Raw genomic sequence first — 19,527 nt, 5'->3', positions numbered from 1 at the left:
GGCTTAATAAGGAGAGACCATGACTCGCGCCATAATGGAAACCGCCAAAGGCACGATTAACCTGGAGCTATTTGACCAGGATGCGCCTAACACGGTGCAGAACTTTACCGATCTTGCGAATAAAGGGTTTTACGACGGTCTGACCTTTCACCGCGTGATTTCTGACTTTATGATTCAGGGTGGCTGTCCTCAAGGCACAGGCACTGGAGGTCCGGGCTACAAAATTAAATGCGAAACGGCTGGCAACCCCAACAAGCACTTGGCGGGTAGCCTGTCGATGGCTCACGCTGGTAAAGATACAGGCGGCAGCCAATTCTTTATTTGCCACTCACCTCAGCCCCACCTTGACGGCAAGCACACCGTGTTTGGCAAAACGGAAGATATAGATGTCGTGAATGCAATTCGGAAAGACGACAAAATCTTCTCCGTCAAGATCGAATCCTAGGTAAATCTTAGGTAGAAGTAGTGTCGCGATCGCCTCATGGCTTATCCAAGGAGCGATCGCCCAAGTTCCAAGCAATTCGCGAATACCTAAGCCCCCTATCTAATTGCCATTCCAATAGTCAAAACCGTACCCTAAAACCAACTTCTGGAGGAGGTCTGGAGGACGCAGCCGTCCTTCAGCGGGGGTTTGGGGGCAAGCGCCCCCAAGGGTTTGGTTCTAGTAAATGTGCTTGCACACCCAACTAAAAGATCATCGAGCGATCGCCCTCAACCCCCTCCCCCGCATACAGTCCCAAGAACAGATGGGATAAGATAACGAAGCACACGTGAACAGTAGCCAGATAGGGAAAATCCGGTGCGAGTCCGGTGCTGTGCCGCAGCTGTCAATGGAGCTGAAAATTCGGATTTAGTAGAGTGTCAGCTCTCCTCAGCCAGAACGCCTATCTGTTACCACTTCACTCACTTCCTGCGTCGCACGGGAAAGAGGATTTGACTCATGTTAACTACCAATTCAACCCTGTTGAATACAATCGATGCTGCTGCTCCAGCGGCACAACTACCGCCTCTGCCCATGCAGCGACCTTTACTGCTGATTGGGCATGGCAGTCGGGATGAAGATGGACGGCGGAGCTTTCTCGAATTTGCCGCAGCGTACCAAGCTCTAGATACCTCCCGCCCCGCAGTTCCTTGCTTCCTCGAACTCACCGCTCCCTCCATTCAAGAAGGCGTTGATCAGTGCGTCGAACAGGGCTACACCGAATTTTCCGTTTTGCCAATTTTGCTCTTTGCCGCACGACATAACAAATTTGATGTCACCAACGAACTCGATCGCGCTCGGCAGCGGCATCCCCAGGTCAAGTTTCACTACGGGCGGCACTTTGGCATCACTCCTGGCATTTTGGAGTTGTGGCGATCGCGCCTAGCCGAACTCGACCAACCTCAATGGAACCCCCAAGGCATCGAGCGCAAAGATACCGTCCTGCTGTTTGTGGGGCGTGGAGCCAGCGACCCAGATGCCAACGGTGATGTTTACAAAATGGCTCGGATTCTCTGGGAAGGCAGCGGCTATAGCACCGTCGAAACCTGCTTTATTGGCATCACCCATCCCCGCTTAGAAGAAGGCTTCCGTCGCGCCCGCCTGTATGAACCAAAGCGGATTATCGTCCTGCCTTACTTCTTGTTTACTGGGTTGCTGATGAAGAAAATCTTTGACATCACCACGCAGCAACAAGACCTGCACCCCGACATCTCCATGACCTGCTTGCCAGAAATGGGCTTGCATCCGCAACTCTTCTCCATTTTGCGGGAGCGAGAAATTGAAACCCAACTGGGCCAAGTGCAGATGAACTGCGAGATGTGTAAGTTTCGCTTAGCGGCTGTTGCTAATGGTGGCAGTCATGGCCACGGGCATGATCATGGGCATGGTCACGATCACGGTCATAATCATGAGCAGGCTCACGGACATGAGCACGGCCACGGGCATGGTCACGATCATCCTACCGTTGACCCCTACGCCGAACCCGCTCAATATCACGAGAGAATTTGGCAAGTTCCCTAAAGACCTAGAGCCACTAAAGCGATCGCCAGCTAGACTCTAGAAGGTTGGTTAATGCAAGGGGATGGACAAGAAGTTTCAGACTGGACTAGTCTGCTTACTCTCTTTGATGTTGGTGGTTGTGCTTTTGGTTGTGCCAGCACAGCGGCCTAAGCTACCAGCGGCCCCAGCATTAACCGAGCTACGCGGAGTCTGGCTGACCAATGTAGCAAGTGCGGTCCTGTTTCGGCCTGGGGGAGTCAAGCAAGCCTTCAAGCAGCTATCTCAGCTCCACTTCAATACGGTTTACCCTGTCGTGTGGAACCGGGGGCATACACTCTATCCCAGCTTTGTGCTCAAGCGGAGCATTGGGCGATCGCAAGACCCCATGCTAACGAGTCTGCGTTTAGGCAAAGACGTTTTAGCGGAGATGGTTCAGCAGGGCCATCAACAGGGACTCAGGATCATTCCTTGGTTTGAGTACGGCTTTATGGCTCCCGCTGGCTCGGCATTAGTCCAGCAGCACCCCGATTGGCTCACCAGCCGTCAAGATGGCACTACAGCCATTCGCTCAGATTGGGAGCAATTAGCTTTACCCAATGCTACAAAGTCGCGATCGCCATCCTGGTTAGAATTCGCTCAGCAGAAACTGCGGCAGCCGTTTGGCATCAGTCGAGTTTGGCTGAACCCTCTGCACCCAGAGGTGCAAACCCTGATGGTAGATCTGATTGTAGAAGTCGTGACTCGCTACGATGTCGCTGGGATTCAATTGGATGACCACTTTGGGTTGCCAGTAGATTTTGGTTACGACGATTTTACGGTCAAGCTTTACCAGCAAGAACATGGGAGTAAACCGCCTCCTGATGACCCGCTAGACCCAGAATGGATGCGCTGGCGAGCGAATAAAATTACCGCTTTGATGGAGCAAATTTTTCGCGCCGTGAAAGTGGTGCGGCCCTATTGCTTAATCACGCTATCCCCCAACTCTCAAGGGTTTTCCTACAGAACCTACCTGCAAGATTGGCAAACCTGGGTGCGGCAGGGCTGGATTGAAGAACTGGTTTTACAGGTCTATCGCCAAAGGTTGTCTACTTTTGTAGCGGAACTAAAGCAACCTGCAGTGCAGTTCGCGCGTCAACGGATTCCAGTGGCGATCGGCATTCACACAGGCTCTTGGGGGCAGCCCGTCAACATGCAGCAGATTCAGGAACAAGTCCAGGCTGCGCGTGAGCAAGGGTTTGATGGTGTCTCCTTTTTTTACTGGGAGAGCTTGTGGAGCTATATTGCGCCTGAATCGCCTCAGATGCGGCGGCAAGGATTCAAAACTTTGTTTGTTGCGCCCGCTCAACCCCCCAGGACAAATCGCTAGATGGGTCATTCAACTCCCGCTCTATTTTTAGCCCAGCCTGGACAAAGGTTGGCCTACCGCTTTTGCCTGCAATGGATAGGAGGCAATATTTTAGGATTTTTGATTAGCCTTTATTGGTTAGAAGTGGGCGAAAGAGCCGCTTTGCAAGGCTTGGAAGGCGCGATCGGCGGTACTGTAATTGGTTTAGCGCAGTGGCTAGTGTTGCGACGCTGGTGTCCTCAAGCAGGCTGGTGGATCTTGTCTAGTACCCTCTGCTGGACTGTTTTAGGAGCTAGCAAATTAGGGGCTTTGGGCTGGGTCGTGCCGCAAACCCACTCAGATTTGTTGCGATTGTTCTACGGGCTGGTAGATGGCATGAAGATGGGAGCCATACTCGGAGTGGGCCAATGGCTGGTGTTGCGGCAATGTTTTGCGGATGCAAAAGTCTGGATATGCGTCAGTGTCTTAGCTTGGGCGATCGCGCTTGGCAGCGGTTGGGTGATCGGTGGCTGGCTGCACACGATCACAGGTTTGTTTCTAGGGGAGGTGATTGGGTTAGCCTTAGTTTGGCTACTGATGGCGCTGATGACTGGAGTGGGCTTGGCTCAGTTGCTCCGAGATGCGGCAATCAAGTAACCTAACCCATTGGGGAATCACCAGGACTAGAATAAGTTATGTCTAAAGAATTTGCTGTTGGCGATCGCGTTCGGGTCGTGACGATGCCACCCTATGTCAAGACAGCCGACCCCATGCCGATGTTGCGACCCCCCAATGTAATTCAGTTAGGGGAAGAAGGCACGATTTTGGCTCGTCGCCCCGGCGGCTACTGGAGCATCCACTTTAGCGGCGGCAAGTTTCTGCTCGATAGCCAGTACCTTGAATCTGCTGATGCAACTGCTAACAACGCTGAAGCACTAGAAGCCGAAGTGATTGAATCATCGCACACAGAAACCCTGCCTCCCACTATTGAATAAATCAACAGGAGCGCTTTGAATCTAGCTCCCCTTCCCTCTAGGGAAAGGGCTGGGGGTTAGGTTTTAAAGTGTCACCGGAACCGCGATCGCATTGACTGACGCGGCTGGCCCCACTAAAGAAACGTAAGGCTGAGTGAAATGACGGTAGGCGGCTTGTTGCGCGGCTTCTGGTGTGACTGTGGCGATCGCTTTCTGGAACTGAGCATCAAACTCTACACCCAGCCCTAAGGTTTCGTACCAACCCAAAACTTGGGCGATTTGGGAATTGGTTTGCTTACCGAGGGCGTATTGCCCCAACAATTTATTTTTAGCAGTTTGCAATTCTGCTTCACTCAGCGGAGCGCCGCAGAGGCGCTGAACTTCGTACTGCAATCCCTCTAGGGCAGTAGCCGTATTGTCGGGAGCGGTGCCCATGTAAGTGACAAACTGGGACTGACCTAAGCGGGTGGGGTAGAAAGCAGACACTTCATAGGCTAAACCGCGTTTTTCTCGCAGCTCCACAAACAGGCGACTGGAGAGACCGTTACCCAAATAAGTGTTGAGCAGCTTCAAGGCAATGTAGTCGAGGGCAGCTTCTTCTGTACTGGCTTGGCTTTTGGCGGCGGGAGCGAGGTAGCCCAGCATAATAATCGATTGCTGGGTTTCTTGGGCCGTAACCACCTGCTGCGGCTCTACGGGCACCACAGGTAGCGTCAGGGCAGGAATAGAACTGTCTGGCGCTTGCCAATCTCCAAAGACTTCCTGAATCTGAGCGATCGCGGCTTCTGGAGTGATGCGTCCCACCAAGCTAATCACGATATTGTCAGGACGAAAATAAGTTTGGTGATATTGCTGCAAGTCGCTGCGGCTAAGTTGCGCGACGCTCGCTGCGGTGCCGATGGCGGACAAGGCATAGGGGTGGTCTTGATACATCGCTTGCCGCAGTTGCTCCATTGCCACGGCAAAAGGCTGTTCTTGCTGAGAGCGAATGCTTTGCAAGGTGAGGCGACGCTCTAGCTCTACTTCAGATTCCGGGAAGGTGGGCGATCGCAACAGTTGCCCTGCTAACTCCAATATTTCCACGAAGTCACTGGAAACGGTCTTCAAGCTCATCAAGAAGTAGTCAGTGGCTGCATCCGTGCTGAGGCCCGCACCCACCGACTCGACGCGCTCGGCAATTTCTAAAGAAGATAGCTGATCGGTGCCTTTCGTCAGGACGGAAGCGACCAAGTGAGATAACCCAGCTTGCTCAGGACGCTCCCAAATACTCCCGGCTCGAATGAAGATCCGAGCAGCAATAATGTCGGCGGCAGGGTTCTCTACAGCGAGGACAACCATGCCATTCTCTAGCACTGTGCGATGAACTTGGCGGTTTTGCAGGAAAGGGGTCACACTTTGATCCACGAGCAAACTGATCCTTACTATGCTGGTTTGACTAAGTTTTGGCTGTTTTGATTCTGGCTAAACCGCGTAAATCGCCCCATCTAGTATCTCAACAAAACGTTACGGATTTGCTTCTGCTAGTCTAGCGGTCGCAAGATAGTGGCTGCATAGTGATAAGGAGAGAGATATTGGCTGGCAAGATGTTGCAACTCTTCTGGCTGAAAAGCTTGAATCCTTTGAGGATAGGTGACCGCAACTTGAGCTTTAGCGATCGTGTTGTAGTAGCCGTAAAGCCCTGCTAATTGCCCTGGCGTTTCGGTAGAGAAGGCATAGTCATTACACAGTAAACGCTTACAGCGAGCCAGTTCCTGATCCCGAACCGGAGTGGTTAATAGTTCGGAGAGGCGATCGCAAATAATCGCTTCCACTCGCTCTAAATTTTCTGTGTCTAACCAGACGTTAATCGTAAATAAGCTGGACTCTCGTTGCAGCGAAAAACCACTTTGGATGGCTTGCACTAGATTGCGCTCTTCGCGTAGCTCCCGCACTAAACGCGAGGAGCGACCATCAGCGAGCAAAACTGACAATAAATCCAAGCCATAGGCATGCTGGAGTTGATCGACACCGGGGCCAATCCAAGCCATCATCAGGCGGCTTTGCTCTAGGCGGGGTAAGCCCAACTCTTGGCGACGAATCCCCACAATCGGCGGTTCTGCTTCAATTTCACCAATCGGGCATTCGGTGCGATCGCTAAATTCCCCAAAGGCTTGGCTGACCAGTTCCGTGGCGGCAGTTACATCCAAACCCCCAACTATCGCCACCGTCATATTTTCGGGTTGATAGTGATTGCGGTGAAAGCGGCGCATCGCTTCGGGCGAGTTTTGCAACAGATGGTCTTCTGTCCCCAAAACTGAGCGGCCATAAGGGTGGCGTTGATAGACGCTCTCCATCAGGGCTTGGAAACCAATCCAGTCAGGGTCGTCGTAGGCTTGGCGAATTTCTTCTAGCACCACATCGCGTTCGCGGTCGAACTCCTCGTCGGGAATCGCGGCATGCAGCACCAATTCGGCTAAATGGGGCAGCGTATCGGGCAGATGTTCGGCAGCGGTAGTAATGAAATAGTGAGCGTAATCATGGCTGGTCGCGGCATTACTCACCCCACCGCGACTTTCTATTGCATGGTCAAAGTGACCGGGAGCGAGGCGATCGGTGCCCTTAAAAATCATGTGTTCTAGAAAGTGCGCCATCCCAGACCAGGGTTCTGGCTCCGCGATCGCACCTGCTTGGACCCAGACATCTACGACGGCAACAGGCGTGGCAGCAATTTCTTGGTGAATTACCGTCAACCCGTTGTCCAGCTGAAAAACATTGGCGGGAAAGTTTGAACCGACCAAAAGCTGTGACAACCTTGCTTAACTAAAACAAACTCGAAGTGAATTCGAATTAGACCATCGTAGCGCTTCATGCTCCCTAGTTTCGAAAAGCTTGATACAAATTTGATTTGCCCCTATGGTAACGAGGCGCACCAAATAAAAATTCCCCCGCCTATAGAGACAAGGGAATTTTTTTCAAATATTTAGTTGGGCTCCCCGCAACGCCGTCTTACCTCAGTTTTTGACCTGGAATAAATCCAGGTGGGTACCTTAGCTCTAGTTTTAAGTTTCCGGGTACGTGCCCGGTCTACTGCCACTAGACGCTTAAATCAGTTCCCGTATTAGCGAAGCATAGATCATAAAACATTATTGGCAGTCACCAACGCCGCAGTAGAACCTCTCACCTATTTTAGCTGCCTTGGGCGAGAACGACCAAGTTTTAACAAACGTATCTGGAAACCTTAACGCTGATACCAAATGGCTTCAACTTCTTGAGCGATCGCCAGAGCCTGCTCTCTAGGTGCCGTCTGAGCGGATAACAACACGGTGACATGACCTAATTTGCGGCCCGGACGAGATTCAGTTTTGCCGTACCAATGTACGTGGGCCTGAGGAATTTTCTCGATTTGCTGACGTTTCTCTAAATAATCGCTATGGGACTGTTCGTATCCCAATAAATTCACCATCACAGCCCCATCACTGCTTAAGCTAGGGTTGCCCAGCGCCAGACCACAAACGGCTCGTAGATGTTGCTCAAACTGGGAAGTGGCGCAGGCATCCAAGCTGAAATGGCCAGAGTTGTGAGTGCGGGGAGCAATTTCGTTCACCAAGACTTTGCCGTCAGCAGTGAGAAACAGCTCAATACCAAAAACTCCAATCGCTTGCAAACTGTTGAGTAACGTACGAGCGATCGCTTCAGCCTCAGCTTGCACGCTCTCAGGAATATCGGCAGGAGCCAGGACGCGCCGACAGACTTGGTTTTCTTGCTGAGTTTCCACCACTGGATAAACCGCGACTTCACCACTGGTGCCACGCGCCGCAATCACTGCTAGTTCTCGCTCAAAGGGTACGAAGGCTTCAAGTAAAACGGGAGAGCGATCGAGTTTTTGCCAGATATCTTCTAACTCAGCTTGATCGTGAATGATAAACGTCCCCTGACCGTCGTACCCGTGGCGACGCGCTTTCAGAACCAGCGGAAAGCCCAACTGTTCTAGGGCAGTGTCATCGATTTGGTGTTCTAAAGCCACGAACTCAGGAGTCGGCAAGCCCAAATCGCGCAGGTAAGAACGCTGATGATATTTGTCTAGTAGCGGCACCAAAGTCGTCAACCGAGGCCGAAAGCGGATGCCTTGGGCTTCCAACTGGGCCAATGCTTCTAAATCGACAAACTCGTTCTCAAAGGTAATCACCTCGCAACGAGTTGCTAACTCTCCGGTGGCGTTTGCATCGGCCACCGCAGCCAAAATGGCATCAGCCGCGATCGCTACAGCAGGGTCAGTGTCATGAGGGGTTTGGACCACTAACTGTACCCCTAATTTCTTGGCGGCTCCTGCCATCATCCAAGCCAGCTGGCCTCCACCAATCACGCCCACTCGTTGCACTGGCTGAGATCCCGACTGATAAGCAGACATTGTTTCTGAAGCGTTAGAAGATAAGGAGTCAGGGGTGGGCGGTGAAACCATGAGCGTGCCGAGTTTAAGGTAGCAATCCGCTATATTACGCTAAAATCAGCCACTCTTAGCGTCGACTACAGTCACTCAATTCAAGATAGTTAAACCTGGCTTCCTCGGTTCTATAACGCAACGATGTCCCATGCCACAAATTCTGATTCTTCTCTACAGTCAATCACTCCAAATATTGGTCAAATTATTTGTCAAGTTGACGGGTAGAGGTGGCGGAAAATTCGTTCGATTTCTACCGAAATCTCAGCAGCATTTAGTCAAAAACTACGCGGGAAATTTCCAGTTGCAGGTAGATACGACCTACCCCATTGAGGCATCGGTTTGGTTAGCAAGTACTTATGACCCTACTACCACTCGATTCCTACAACAAGTACTCCGAGTAGATGATGTTTTTCTCGATATTGGTGCGAACTGTGGTGCCATTACGTTAGTCGCCGCTAGCATTATTGAAACAGGTAAAATCTATGCTTTTGAACCAGGTCCAATCATTCGATCGCGCCTCCAATCCAATCTAGATCTGAACTCTAGCCTGAAGGATATCGTGCAGGTTGTGCCGCTAGGTTTAGGTCAGCAGCGATGTCAGCTTTCCTATTTTGAAGACCAAACTTATCGGGGCAATGGTGGGTTATTTCAGAACGACCAAGGAACCACTGTAGAAGTTTTACCTTTGGATGAATGGGTGGCGCAAGAAAAACCGAAGAAAATAGATGTAATTAAACTAGATGTTGAGGGGATGGAGTATGACGTACTGCTGGGCAGCAAAACAGTTTTGACGACTTATTACCCAATTATTTACTTTGAAACACTGCCTGGTTTCTTCATCAACAAGCCCTACAGTATTCGCACAATTTATGAGTTTTTAACCAGCTTGGGTTATGTGATTGTTGGCCCTAGAGAACCTTATACCTCAATTTCCTTGGATGGGCCTTACCCTGCGAATTCAGTTGCAATTCATCCTACCCAAAGGCACCGTCTAGAGCGATTGAATTAGCCAGCATCACGCACTGCATTGAGCAAAAATTTGTGTGCATTGATGCCTGTGAATTCATGTGTTACGGCTACGCCTAACCCATGCTACCGATCTATTTGCAACCTAAGGAGTCGCGAGTGGCTGTGCCTGTGGTTGGGTTCACACCACTAGCTCGTTCACACAATTTTTTGACCTGAGCGCCATCCAGCAAAGCATTACTAAAATCGGCTCCAGTAATGTCGGTGTCCTCAAAAGTAGAGCGGAACAAAATGGCATCTGTCAAAACTGCATCTTTGAGGCTAGCCCGCTTGAAAGTGACTTGATCCATCATGGCGCTGCTCAAGTTAGCATTTTGCAAATTAGTTTCAGTCATTACCGAGGCACTAAATACCGCACCCCGCAAGTTGGCATTCACAAAGTTAGCAGTCGCGAGATTGGTGTTGGAAAATTCGGCCACCTGCAAGTTTTGGCCCGAAAAATCTCGTCCACGCAACTCCGCATTGCTGTAGGACGGAGGCGGAGCATATTGGCTGAGGGCGATCGCGCTTAGCTGCCCGCTCCAAACCAGAAACGCCAATACAAATGCAGCGAGATACCGAAAGATCATAAAAATTTCGATGTCACATCAATGTCAAACCTATAGTTAGTAGAGTAGTCGCATTCAGGCAAGTTTATGCCCCAATTTCTCTTAACTTGGTTGGTGACAGCCTTAGCGCTGCTAGTGACAGCTTATTTCGTCCCCGGTTTTGTGTTGACAGGGTTTGTGGCAGCAGCGATCGCGGCGGTGGTTTTGGGCTTAGTCAATGCGATCGTGCGACCGATTTTGCTGTTCTTCACCTTGCCATTGACGATTTTGACGCTGGGTTTATTTCTGTTTGTGGTCAATGCCCTCTCTATTTGGATTGTGGCCGCTTTGACTCCCGGTTTTGACATCACTGGTTTTATTCCCGCGCTGTTCGGCTCCATTGTCCTGACGATCGCCACTACTGTATTGGGTTGGTTTGCTAGGGCGATTGATTAGGTTCTGCATCGGGTGTAAACCCTAAGTAGCCACGTGGAGTAATCATCCAGTCGGCATAGGTGCGAGTGCTAGCATTGCCAATTAAAACTGTGGTCAGCATATCAATCGGTGCTTCTAGCAGTTCGCCTAGCGTTGTGAGCGTAACTTGCTCATCTTCGCGGTAGGCCGATCGCACCAAAGCGACTGGGGTACTAGGATCACGGTACTGCAAGAAAATTTGTTGGGCGATCGCGATCTGCTCGGTACGGGTTTTTGAGCGCGGGTTATAGAGAGCGGTAACAAAATCTGCTTGGGCTGCTGCATTTAAGCGCTTTTCAATCATGACCCAAGGCGTCAGCAAGTCGCTAAGGCTGATGGCGCAAAAATCGTGCATTAAGGGTGTGCCCACCCGTGAAGCCGCTGCTTGGAGAGCGGTAATCCCCGGAAACACTCGCACCGCTGGCGTTTTACCGTCCCAATCTTGGGCGCGCAGTTCCTCTAAAACCAGGCCTGCCATGCCATAAATGCCAGAATCTCCCGACGAAATTACAGCGACGGTTAAGCCCCAGTTCGCCAATTCGATCGCCCGCTGTGCCCGTTGACGTTCCTGAGTGATCGGCAAAGCTTCCACAATTTGCCCTGGACGCAGCAACGGCTTGACAAGGTCTACATAGAGCGAATAACCAATCACTACATCCGCTTGGGCGATCGCAGTTTGGGCAGCCGGAGTAATTTGTTCTAGTTGTCCGGGACCAGTCCCGACTAGCCACAATTTTCCGCTGCGGCCTGTGTATTCTTGCTCAGCTTGGGCGATCGCGATCGTCACTGCTCCTGGTTGATCTGCTGCCCGAATAATTTGTTTAGTTACCCGTAGGGACACCGCTTGCTGCTCTGTTTCTAGGTCAGGTGCAGAGAGAGCAGGCACAAGACGTGCCCCTACGAGGGCGGCGGCTTCAGCGACGCTAGGGGTGCCTACTTCAGCGGCAACCACTTCGGAGGGAGTCGGGACTGGCACTGATTTCAGTTGCTCGGCAGAGAAACAACGCAGAGGCCACTGGCGATCGCGACACAGCTCGACCAAACCCACTTCATCGGCTTTGAGGTCTAGGGTTGCGATTCCAGCGATCGCGGCTTCGGCCAACTGATGAGCTTGGCAAACTTGCTGAATCGCGCCTTCGATCAGTTGTCGAGAAGTGCCTCGTTCACAGCCAATCCCGACCCATAAAACTTTCGGATGCCATTGAACTTCTGGTATGCCGGACTCTGAGGTGAATTGCCGCTCTGACAGACTAATCCAAACCCTAGCTTTCGGAGTAGCGGGTTGAATGGAAGTCGTAGCGGTCTCTTCTGACTCATAAAATTGAAATGAATGCTCCGAGGGTAGGTGATGTTGCCAGAGCGTTGTTCCTGCTGATTGAATCACTTGCACCGCGTCTTGACGAGCGATCGCGGCGCTCACGCCTGTCCAATCTCCTTCGCCTTTCTGCCAACCAAACGGCACGCCTAAAACATCAATTCCCGGTAGCTGTAAACGGTTGGCGGCACCTGTCAAGACTGGAGTGGCATTGAGTTGTAGGGCGATCGCCTCAGCCAAGCGATCGGCTCCTCCTTGATGCCCACTGCATAAGCTAATGACAAATTGCCCCGCTTCGTCTACCACCACCACGGCTGGATCAGTAGACTTGTGCTGCAACAAAGGCGCAATCAAGCGCACCACCGCACCTGTGGCTAGACAAAACACAAACCGTTGGTACTGCGGCCACAACTGAGCCACCTGTTCTTTGAGCGAACCGGAATAAATCTTCGAGTCCAGGTTTTGGGCTTGAGCTAATTCGGCTAAAGATTCTGGCACCCAGAGGGTGATGGGATGAGCTTGGCACAGGGCCCCTAGTTTTTTGAGGCCAGCCGGAGTCGTGGCGATCGCGGCCAACGATTGAAAGTCTTGAAACAGTAAAGAACTCAAAGTGTTGTTAGTCGTAGTCAAAATCAAGAAGGAAATGGCAAAAATTTAAGGGAATAAAAACCGCCCAACGACAAAGTCAGGCGGTGATTGCAACAAACCGAAGCGCTGTCTAGCGCCGAATCTGCCAGATTAAAGACCAGTGTTAGTTTTTGCGACAGGCACCTGACTTGACAGAACAGGTTTGATGTAGCCTGTCACACCTTGGGTGCTGCCAGGAGTATTAGAAATGGCCGATTGCAGAATTTGAGAATGGGTGACCGAGTCATTGGCTAGCGTAAACAGAGGATTGGAGAGGATTCCAGCTAAAGAAGTGGCAACCAAGGACAATACTAGACCCACTTGCAGAGGCCGCATTCCAGGCAAGTTCCAGGTAATTGCAGGATAGTTCTTGACCACATCCGACATTTCCTGAGGTTCTTTCACCACCATCATCCGCACCACGCGAATGTAGTAGTAGATCGAGATTACAGTCGTAACCAATCCGGCCAAAACTAATCCGTAAGCCCCAGCGCGCCAGCCTGCCCAGAACAGGTAGAGCTTACCAAAGAAGCCAGCCAAGGGAGGAATGCCACCCAACGATAGCAGGCAGACACTCAGCCCCAAAGTGAGTAACGGATCTTTTTGGTACAAACCAGAGTATTCGCTGATTTGGTCGGTGCCAGTACGGAGGGAGAACAGAATCACGCAGGTGAAAGCTCCCAAGTTCATGAACAGGTAGACCAGCAGGTAGAACACCATACTGGCGTAGCCCGCATCAGTCCCGGAAACCAAGCCGATCATGACGAAGCCTGCTTGCCCAATGGAGGAGTAGGCGAGCATCCGCTTCATGCTAGTTTGCGCCAAGGCTACGACGTTGCCTAAGACCATACTAAGGATGGCGAGCGCGGTGAAGACAAACTTCCACTCGTGGGTCAGCATTGGGAAAGCCGTTACCAAGAGCCGAATTGCTAGGGCAAAGCCAGCCGCCTTGGAGCCGACCGACAGAAAGGCCACCACTGGAGTAGGTGAACCTTCGTAAACGTCAGGAGTCCACTGGTGGAAGGGCACCGCCGCAATTTTGAAGGCGATCCCGGCGATCGCAAACACCAAAGCAATCACCAAACCAATCGACTGACCTGTGGGATCAGTCACGATATGAGCCGCGATCTCAGTTAGGCGAGTTTCACCCCCCGACAACCCATACAGCAATGACACGCCGTAGAGGAAAATTGCCGAGCTAGAAGCACCAATCAGCAAATATTTCAGAGCTGCTTCGTTAGAGCGGGGATCGCGCTTCATGTACCCAGTGAGTAGATAGGAGGCGATACTGAGCGTTTCTAGGGAGACAAATACCATCACCAACTCGTCTGCACCAGAGAGGAACATGCCCCCTACTGTTGCGGTGAGCAGAATGGTAATAAATTCTGCTAGAGAGGTGCCCGATTGCTCCACGTAGCGGATCGACATCAGGATGGTCACGGCGGCAGACAGCGCAATGATGCCCCGGAAGACGACACTCAGGGCATCACCGTTAAAACCGCCCAGGAAAGAAATCGGATCGCTGATTTCCCATTGAAAATAGAGAGCAGCCGTAGCACTGAGCAGCCCCGCGATCGCTAAATAAGGAGTCCAGCGGGAGGCAGCACGTCCAGCAATCAAGTCACCGACCAGCACCGAGAGCAGCGTCACGATGACAATACCCTCTGGTACGATCGTCCCCGCATTCAACTGGGCTGCAAGATTAGCAAAATCCATAGGGGTTCGACAGACTAAACAGCACTAAAGAACAATAAAAAGTCAGGCCAGTGAGTCATCCATTGATGCTTTCCAGCAGTTGAACCACCCTCAAGCAGTAATTTGGGCCTTTAACCTGTGATCTTATCGCGCTATCTTAACGCTTACGCTTATTTTGAATCAGTATTTGTTACTAGACCAACTGCTACCAGCTCAAAGCGCTCTCAGTTAAAGTTTTAACATTTGTTCACAAACGCCGAGAACGCCAGAATTTTTGCCCTTAGCTGGCCCTGTTGACAAAGAGTGAATGTAAGACTAGCTTGGCTTTCTAGGTCGTCTGCCTTCTGATCCGGCTAACTTCCCGACTCAACTTTGCTTGTGTCTGGCTCAGCGGGATAACTGCAAAAAATTTTGTCAAAACTGAGGATTCCACCCATATTGGTTATAAGTAGAGATCAAGGCACGCTGAATGTCTCCTCTCCTTGATTTTCTTTTTAAGGGAGTCTTCTTTTAGGATGAAGCGATCGCAGTGCAGTTACGTTAATTTGTCTAGCTAGTCTCCCAGTTTTTGCCATCAATTTTTGCTACCTAGTCTTGACATCCCTGTCAAAATCTTCCATGTCTAAGACTGCTTAGCTCGCTACCACTTTGCCTGAAGTTAAACGATCCCATGTCAACCCTGGTCATTGTCGAATCTCCTACCAAAGCACGCACCATTCGCAACTACCTGCCCGCAGGCTACCGAGTGGAGGCGTCAATGGGACATGTGCGCGATCTGCCGCAATCGGCGAGCGAAATCCCCGCGAACGTCAAGGAAGAAAAATGGGCAAAGCTAGGGGTGAATATTGAGTCAGAATTCGAGCCGCTTTATGTAGTACCCAAAGACAAGAAAAAAATAGTCAAGGCGCTCAAAGATGCGCTCAAAGATGCTGACGAGCTGATACTGGCGACAGACGAAGACCGCGAAGGGGAAAGCATTAGCTGGCATCTGCTGCAACTTTTGCAGCCTAAAGTTCCGATCAAGCGCATGGTGTTCCACGAGATCACCCAAGAAGCGATCAAAGAAGCGCTGAAAAACTGTCGCACTGTAGATGAGAAGCTAGTTCGGGCGCAAGAAACACGACGTATTTTAGATCGCTTGGTGGGCTATACCCTCTCGCCGCTGCTGTGGAAGAAAATTGCCTGGGGCTTGTCGGCTGGACGGGTGCAATCTGTAGCAGTGCGGCTACTCGTACGGCGAGAGCGTCAGCGTCGGGCTTTCCATCAAGGTACTTACTGGGATCTCAAAGCCACCCTAGAAAAAGATAAAAGTGCGTTTGAAGCCCGCCTCGTAACACTGCGAGGTCAGCGTTTGGCGACAGGCAGTGACTTTGACGAGGCAACGGGGCAAATTGCAGCGGGTCGTAATGTTCTCCTGCTGAATGAAGCGGAAGCCAGAGCGCTGCAAGAGCAAATCACTAATAAGGCTTGGACCGTTTCTAATATCGAAGAACGGCCTGTCACTCGCAAACCTGCACCACCTTTTACCACCTCGACGCTGCAACAAGAATCCAACCGTAAACTTCGCCTCTCAGCGAGAGATACAATGCGTGTGGCCCAAAGCCTTTACGAGCAAGGCTTTATTACCTACATGCGAACCGACTCGGTGAACTTGTCGCAGCAGGCAATCGAGGCAGCTCGGACTTGTGTAGAGAACATGTATGGTGCAGCTTATCTCAGCCCCGAACCTCGCAAGTACTCCACCAAGAGCAAAGGTGCCCAGGAAGCCCACGAAGCCATTCGTCCCGCCGGAAGCAGCTTCCGCACTCCTCAAGAAACAGGGCTAAAAGGAGCAGAATTTCAGCTGTATGACTTGATCTGGAAGCGTACCGTTGCCACCCAAATGGCTGAAGCGCGGCAGACCCATATCACCGTACAAATTCAAGTCGAAGAAGCTGGATTTCGAGCTAGCGGTAAGCGCATTGACTTTCCTGGTTTCTTCCGCGCTTATGTGGAAGGGTCTGATGACCCCGATGCGGCGATCGAGGATCGGGAAGTGATTCTGCCTGCGCTCAAGGTGGGTGACAAGCCAGCGTGCAAGGCTTTAGAGGCGATCGGTCACGAAACTCAGCCTCCTGCTCGCTATACCGAAGCTTCTTTGGTGAAAACATTAGAAAGCGAAGGGATCGGGCGACCTAGCACCTACGCCAGCATCATCGGCACCATTATTGACCGGGGCTATGCCCAAATGGTCAGCAATGCCTTGGTGCCGACATTTACCGCCTTCGCTGTGACCACTTTATTGGAAAATCACTTCCCCGATTTGGTTGATACCAGCTTCACGGCTCGCATGGAGCAAACCTTAGATGAAATTTCTACAGGTGAGGTGAAGTGGTTGCCCTACCTCAAGGAGTTTTATTTAGGGAAAGCGGGTTTAGAAACCCAAGTCAAGGAACGGGAAAGCCAAATTGATCCCACCGAGGCGCGCACGATTGAGCTAGAAGATCTGGCTGCCAAAATCCGCATTGGTCGTTACGGGGCTTATTTAGAAACTGAGAAAGACGATGCCATCGTTAAAGCCACCATTCCTCAGGATTTGACTCCAGCGGATCTTGACCCTGCCCAGGTGGAAGTACTGCTGCGTCAAAAAACTGAAGGCCCCGATAAGTTAGGGCTGCACCCTGACACCGGAGAACCGATTTATTTACGGATTGGTCCTTTTGGCCCCTATGTCCAACTGGGAGATTTAGGGGAGACCAATGTCGAGCCGAAGCGGGCTTCGTTGCCTAAAGGTGTAGGCATGGATGACGTCACGCTAGAAATGGCCGTGGGTCTGCTGTCTCTGCCCCGGACCTTGGGAGTTCACCCTGAAACGAATGGCAAAATTCAGGCAGGACTAGGACGCTTTGGCCCCTATGTACTGCATGACCAAGGTAAGGAAGGCAAAGAGTATCGCTCCTTGAAAGCGGGAGACGATGTGCTGGCTATTGAGCTAGACCGCGCTTTGGAATTGCTGGCAGAACCGAAGGCAGGTCGTCGCGGCGCTCGAAGCAAATCCAAAGAACCGTTGCGATCGCTCGGTGCTCACCCTGCTGATGAAGAGCCAATCAATATTTATGATGGCCCCTATGGTCCTTACATCAAGCATGGCAAAACCAATGTCTCGGTGCCCGAAGACCAAGCGGTGGAGTCAATCACGCTAGAGGCGGCTCTAGAGCTATTGGGCACGAAAGAGTCAACCAGTAAATCGGGCCGCAAGTCTGCCAAGTCTGCCAGTAGCACGAAAAAAGCCACCAAATCAACAGCCACCAAGAGCGAAACTGCCAGCAAAACCAAGGCTCGCAAAACCACCACGAAAAAATCAGGGACTGGCAGTTCTAAGAAGAAAACCTCAACTTTGGAAAGCTAGCTTAGGAATAGGAGGGAAGTGGGATCACGCGATCGCCCTCCTATTCCTCGTCAATTTTTCAGTGAGCTAAATCAGGAAATACTTCCTGTACAGCGGGATGCACTAACCGCTGATTTTGCACACTAACTCCCTTGGCTAAAACTGCATCGGAGTCCAAAGCAGATAGACCGTAATTGGCTAGCTTCAGGACGTAGGGTAAGGTGCTGTTATTGAGAGCTTGGGTCGCTGTCCAGGGAACTGCTCCAGGCATATTTGGCACGCCGTAATGTACCACACCTGCCTCGACATAGGTAGGGTGACTATGGGATGTGGGTCGCATCGTTTCAATACAGCCACCTTGATCGACGGCCACATCCACGATCACTGAACCAGGTCGCATTTTGGCAACTAAAGACTGACCCACCAAAATCGGGGCTCGGCGACCAGGTACTAACACGGCCCCGATCAGCAAGTCGGCTTCTGGTACGACTGTCTCGATTTGTAAGGAGTTGCTGTAGAGCAGTTCCACGCGGGAACCAAATAAAGTTTCTAAATAAGCTAAACGGTCTACATTCAAATCTAAAATTTGGACCTGAGCACCCATCCCGACGGCAATCCGGGCTGCTTCTGTGCCTACCACTCCACCGCCTAATATCACCACTTTGCCAGGTTGCACTCCAGGCACGCCACCTAAAAGTACGCCCCGCCCCCCTTGTTGGCGTTCTAAAAATCGAGAGCCAAACTGCACCGATAGCCGCCCAGCAATAATGCTCATGGGGGTCAAGAGAGGGAGTCTTTTATCTGGCAGTTCTACCGTTTCATAGGCGATCGCAGTTACCCCAGAACTAATCAGATGCTCAGTTAGTTCGCGATCGGCAGCCAAATGCAGATAGGTAAACAGGAGTTGGCCTTTTTGCAAAAACTGATATTCCGGTGCTAGCGGCTCTTTGACCTTAATCACCAACTCTCGATTCCAAGCAGTCTCAGCATTGGGAACAATTTTTGCTCCTACTTGAACATAATCAGCATCGCTAAAGCCTGCGCCGATACCAGCCTGGGTCTCGACAAAAACGCCATGCCCGTTGTCTACTAGAACGCGAGCACTGCTCGGACTCAACCCCACTCGGAACTCTTGGTCTTTTGTTTCCTTGGGAACGCCGATTTCCATACGAAACCTCTGAATGCCCTATGCTTCTAGCTTAAGCTGGTTGTAAAAGTAGCTAGAGAGCAAAGCCCTAGGGAAGTTGAGCGATCGCCCTTAGCTGGCCATCCAAAAGGATGAGTTGACGAAGAGACAGTCCTCCTTAAAATAGATGAAAGAGATAAAGAATTGTAAATGCCATCAATAGAACCCAAAAGTTCTAACTTAAGACGTACCTCTTGAGTGGGATTTTCTTAGTGCTGCTTTACCCTTTGTCTGAATTAATAGAACTGTCGTCAATTTTTCTAAAGCAATGACTCAACTACAACCCACCACAACGCCTAAATTAGCTGAACCTAAAGTCGGCTTTACAGAATATGCCGAGCGTTTGAATGGCCGAGCTGCCATGCTGGGGTTCGCGATCGCCGTTGCCATCGAGTACGTGACTGGACAGGGCGTTTTAACTTGGCTGGGGCTGAGATAAAACCAAAACTTTGCCAGTTCTTCCAAGGCGCTTGCTGCTGACTGAACAGACAACGCCACAGAGATCAAAAAATGTTCGCTCGGATGAGGAAGAACTGGAGAGTTTAGCGTGAAGAGATGATGAAGGGTAGTGTAAGTACCTAAGGCCTAGATGTGTTTTTTCTATAATTCTC

At 51.1% G+C, this 19,527-nt stretch carries 17 protein-coding genes, 1 other RNA gene and 1 riboswitch; of the genes, 10 read left to right on the top strand and 8 right to left on the bottom strand.

Annotated elements, in window-relative coordinates; translation table 11 throughout:
* Positions 1–19 precede the first annotated feature (19 nt).
* From H6F72_RS09825 to sipA, 6 genes are all read left to right on the top strand, one after another.
* On the top strand, positions 20–445 hold the full coding sequence (locus H6F72_RS09825; RefSeq protein ID WP_190434093.1) for a peptidylprolyl isomerase: 426 nt from the start codon (positions 20–22) through the stop codon (positions 443–445).
* A gap of 20 nt (positions 446–465) precedes the next feature.
* A complete protein-coding gene (locus H6F72_RS09820) occupies positions 466–690 on the top strand; it encodes a hypothetical protein (RefSeq protein WP_190434092.1) in 225 nt (74 codons plus the stop codon).
* 53 nt (positions 691–743) lie between these two features.
* Positions 744–907: riboswitch (cobalamin riboswitch) on the top strand.
* Between the two features lie 33 nt (positions 908–940).
* Positions 941–2,002 carry a sirohydrochlorin chelatase gene (locus tag H6F72_RS09815; protein ID WP_190434089.1) on the top strand — a complete coding sequence of 354 codons (1,062 nt, stop codon included), beginning with the start codon at positions 941–943 and terminating at the stop codon, positions 2,000–2,002.
* Positions 2,003–2,063: 61 nt separating this feature from the next.
* Positions 2,064–3,347 (top strand): glycoside hydrolase family 10 protein, encoded by a 1,284-nt coding sequence (locus H6F72_RS09810; RefSeq protein WP_190434087.1) that lies wholly within the window; start codon positions 2,064–2,066, stop codon positions 3,345–3,347.
* The gene (locus tag H6F72_RS09805; RefSeq protein ID WP_190434085.1) at positions 3,348–3,962 is read left to right on the top strand and encodes a hypothetical protein; all 615 of its coding nucleotides are present in this window, start codon (positions 3,348–3,350) and stop codon (positions 3,960–3,962) included.
* 38 nt (positions 3,963–4,000) lie between these two features.
* Positions 4,001–4,300, top strand: coding sequence for a regulatory protein SipA (sipA, locus tag H6F72_RS09800; RefSeq protein WP_190434084.1), 300 nt, complete (start codon positions 4,001–4,003; stop codon positions 4,298–4,300).
* Positions 4,301–4,363: 63 nt separating this feature from the next.
* Here sipA and H6F72_RS09795 read toward each other — a convergent pair whose 3' ends face one another.
* The 4 genes from H6F72_RS09795 to H6F72_RS09780 all read right to left on the bottom strand — a co-directional run bounded on the left by H6F72_RS09795 (position 4,364) and on the right by H6F72_RS09780 (position 8,666).
* On the bottom strand, positions 4,364–5,683 hold the full coding sequence (locus tag H6F72_RS09795) for a M16 family metallopeptidase (protein ID WP_370527469.1): 1,320 nt from the start codon (positions 5,681–5,683) through the stop codon (positions 4,364–4,366).
* A 116-nt stretch (positions 5,684–5,799) separates the two neighbouring features.
* Positions 5,800–7,056 (bottom strand): pitrilysin family protein, encoded by a 1,257-nt coding sequence (locus H6F72_RS09790; RefSeq protein ID WP_199298979.1) that lies wholly within the window; start codon positions 7,054–7,056, stop codon positions 5,800–5,802.
* A 188-nt stretch (positions 7,057–7,244) separates the two neighbouring features.
* Positions 7,245–7,432: non-coding RNA, 6S RNA (gene ssrS / locus H6F72_RS09785), on the bottom strand.
* Between the two features lie 64 nt (positions 7,433–7,496).
* Positions 7,497–8,666 (bottom strand): 5-(carboxyamino)imidazole ribonucleotide synthase, encoded by a 1,170-nt coding sequence (locus tag H6F72_RS09780; protein WP_190434363.1) that lies wholly within the window; start codon positions 8,664–8,666, stop codon positions 7,497–7,499.
* A gap of 181 nt (positions 8,667–8,847) precedes the next feature.
* Between H6F72_RS09780 and H6F72_RS09775 the strand changes: the two genes are divergently transcribed.
* Positions 8,848–9,708, top strand: a complete 861-nt coding sequence (locus tag H6F72_RS09775) for an FkbM family methyltransferase (protein WP_190434079.1) — start codon at positions 8,848–8,850, stop codon at positions 9,706–9,708.
* Positions 9,709–9,799: 91 nt separating this feature from the next.
* On the opposite strand, the gene H6F72_RS09770 is transcribed toward H6F72_RS09775, so the two are convergent.
* On the bottom strand, positions 9,800–10,294 hold the full coding sequence (locus tag H6F72_RS09770; protein WP_190434078.1) for a pentapeptide repeat-containing protein: 495 nt from the start codon (positions 10,292–10,294) through the stop codon (positions 9,800–9,802).
* A gap of 66 nt (positions 10,295–10,360) precedes the next feature.
* Here H6F72_RS09770 and H6F72_RS09765 point away from each other — a divergent pair, with 66 nt between their 5' ends.
* The gene (locus H6F72_RS09765) at positions 10,361–10,708 is read left to right on the top strand and encodes a phage holin family protein (RefSeq protein WP_190434076.1); all 348 of its coding nucleotides are present in this window, start codon (positions 10,361–10,363) and stop codon (positions 10,706–10,708) included.
* Here the strand turns inward: H6F72_RS09765 and cobJ are convergent.
* Positions 10,692–12,650: a precorrin-3B C(17)-methyltransferase gene (gene cobJ / locus H6F72_RS09760; protein WP_190434361.1), complete on the bottom strand. Its 1,959-nt coding sequence runs from the start codon at positions 12,648–12,650 to the stop codon at positions 10,692–10,694. The genes H6F72_RS09765 and cobJ overlap by 17 nt on opposite strands.
* Positions 12,651–12,779: 129 nt before the next feature.
* On the bottom strand, positions 12,780–14,384 hold the full coding sequence (locus H6F72_RS09755) for an NAD(P)H-quinone oxidoreductase subunit N (protein WP_190434073.1): 1,605 nt from the start codon (positions 14,382–14,384) through the stop codon (positions 12,780–12,782).
* A gap of 649 nt (positions 14,385–15,033) precedes the next feature.
* Between H6F72_RS09755 and topA the strand changes: the two genes are divergently transcribed.
* A complete protein-coding gene (gene topA / locus H6F72_RS09750) occupies positions 15,034–17,751 on the top strand; it encodes a type I DNA topoisomerase (RefSeq protein ID WP_190434071.1) in 2,718 nt (905 codons plus the stop codon).
* Between the two features lie 58 nt (positions 17,752–17,809).
* Here the strand turns inward: topA and ald are convergent, their stop codons facing one another.
* Positions 17,810–18,898: an alanine dehydrogenase gene (gene ald / locus H6F72_RS09745; protein ID WP_190434069.1), complete on the bottom strand. Its 1,089-nt coding sequence runs from the start codon at positions 18,896–18,898 to the stop codon at positions 17,810–17,812.
* A 286-nt stretch (positions 18,899–19,184) separates the two neighbouring features.
* Here ald and H6F72_RS09740 point away from each other — a divergent pair, with 286 nt between their 5' ends.
* Positions 19,185–19,355 carry a chlorophyll a/b-binding protein gene (locus H6F72_RS09740; RefSeq protein WP_190434067.1) on the top strand — a complete coding sequence of 57 codons (171 nt, stop codon included), beginning with the start codon at positions 19,185–19,187 and terminating at the stop codon, positions 19,353–19,355.
* Positions 19,356–19,527: the final 172 nt, after the last annotated feature.

It is taken from the genome of Trichocoleus sp. FACHB-46, assembly GCF_014695385.1.
Taxonomy (GTDB): domain Bacteria; phylum Cyanobacteriota; class Cyanobacteriia; order FACHB-46; family FACHB-46; genus Trichocoleus.
Note: the sequence above shows the minus strand (reverse complement) of the source record. Positions and strands in the feature narration are given on the sequence as shown.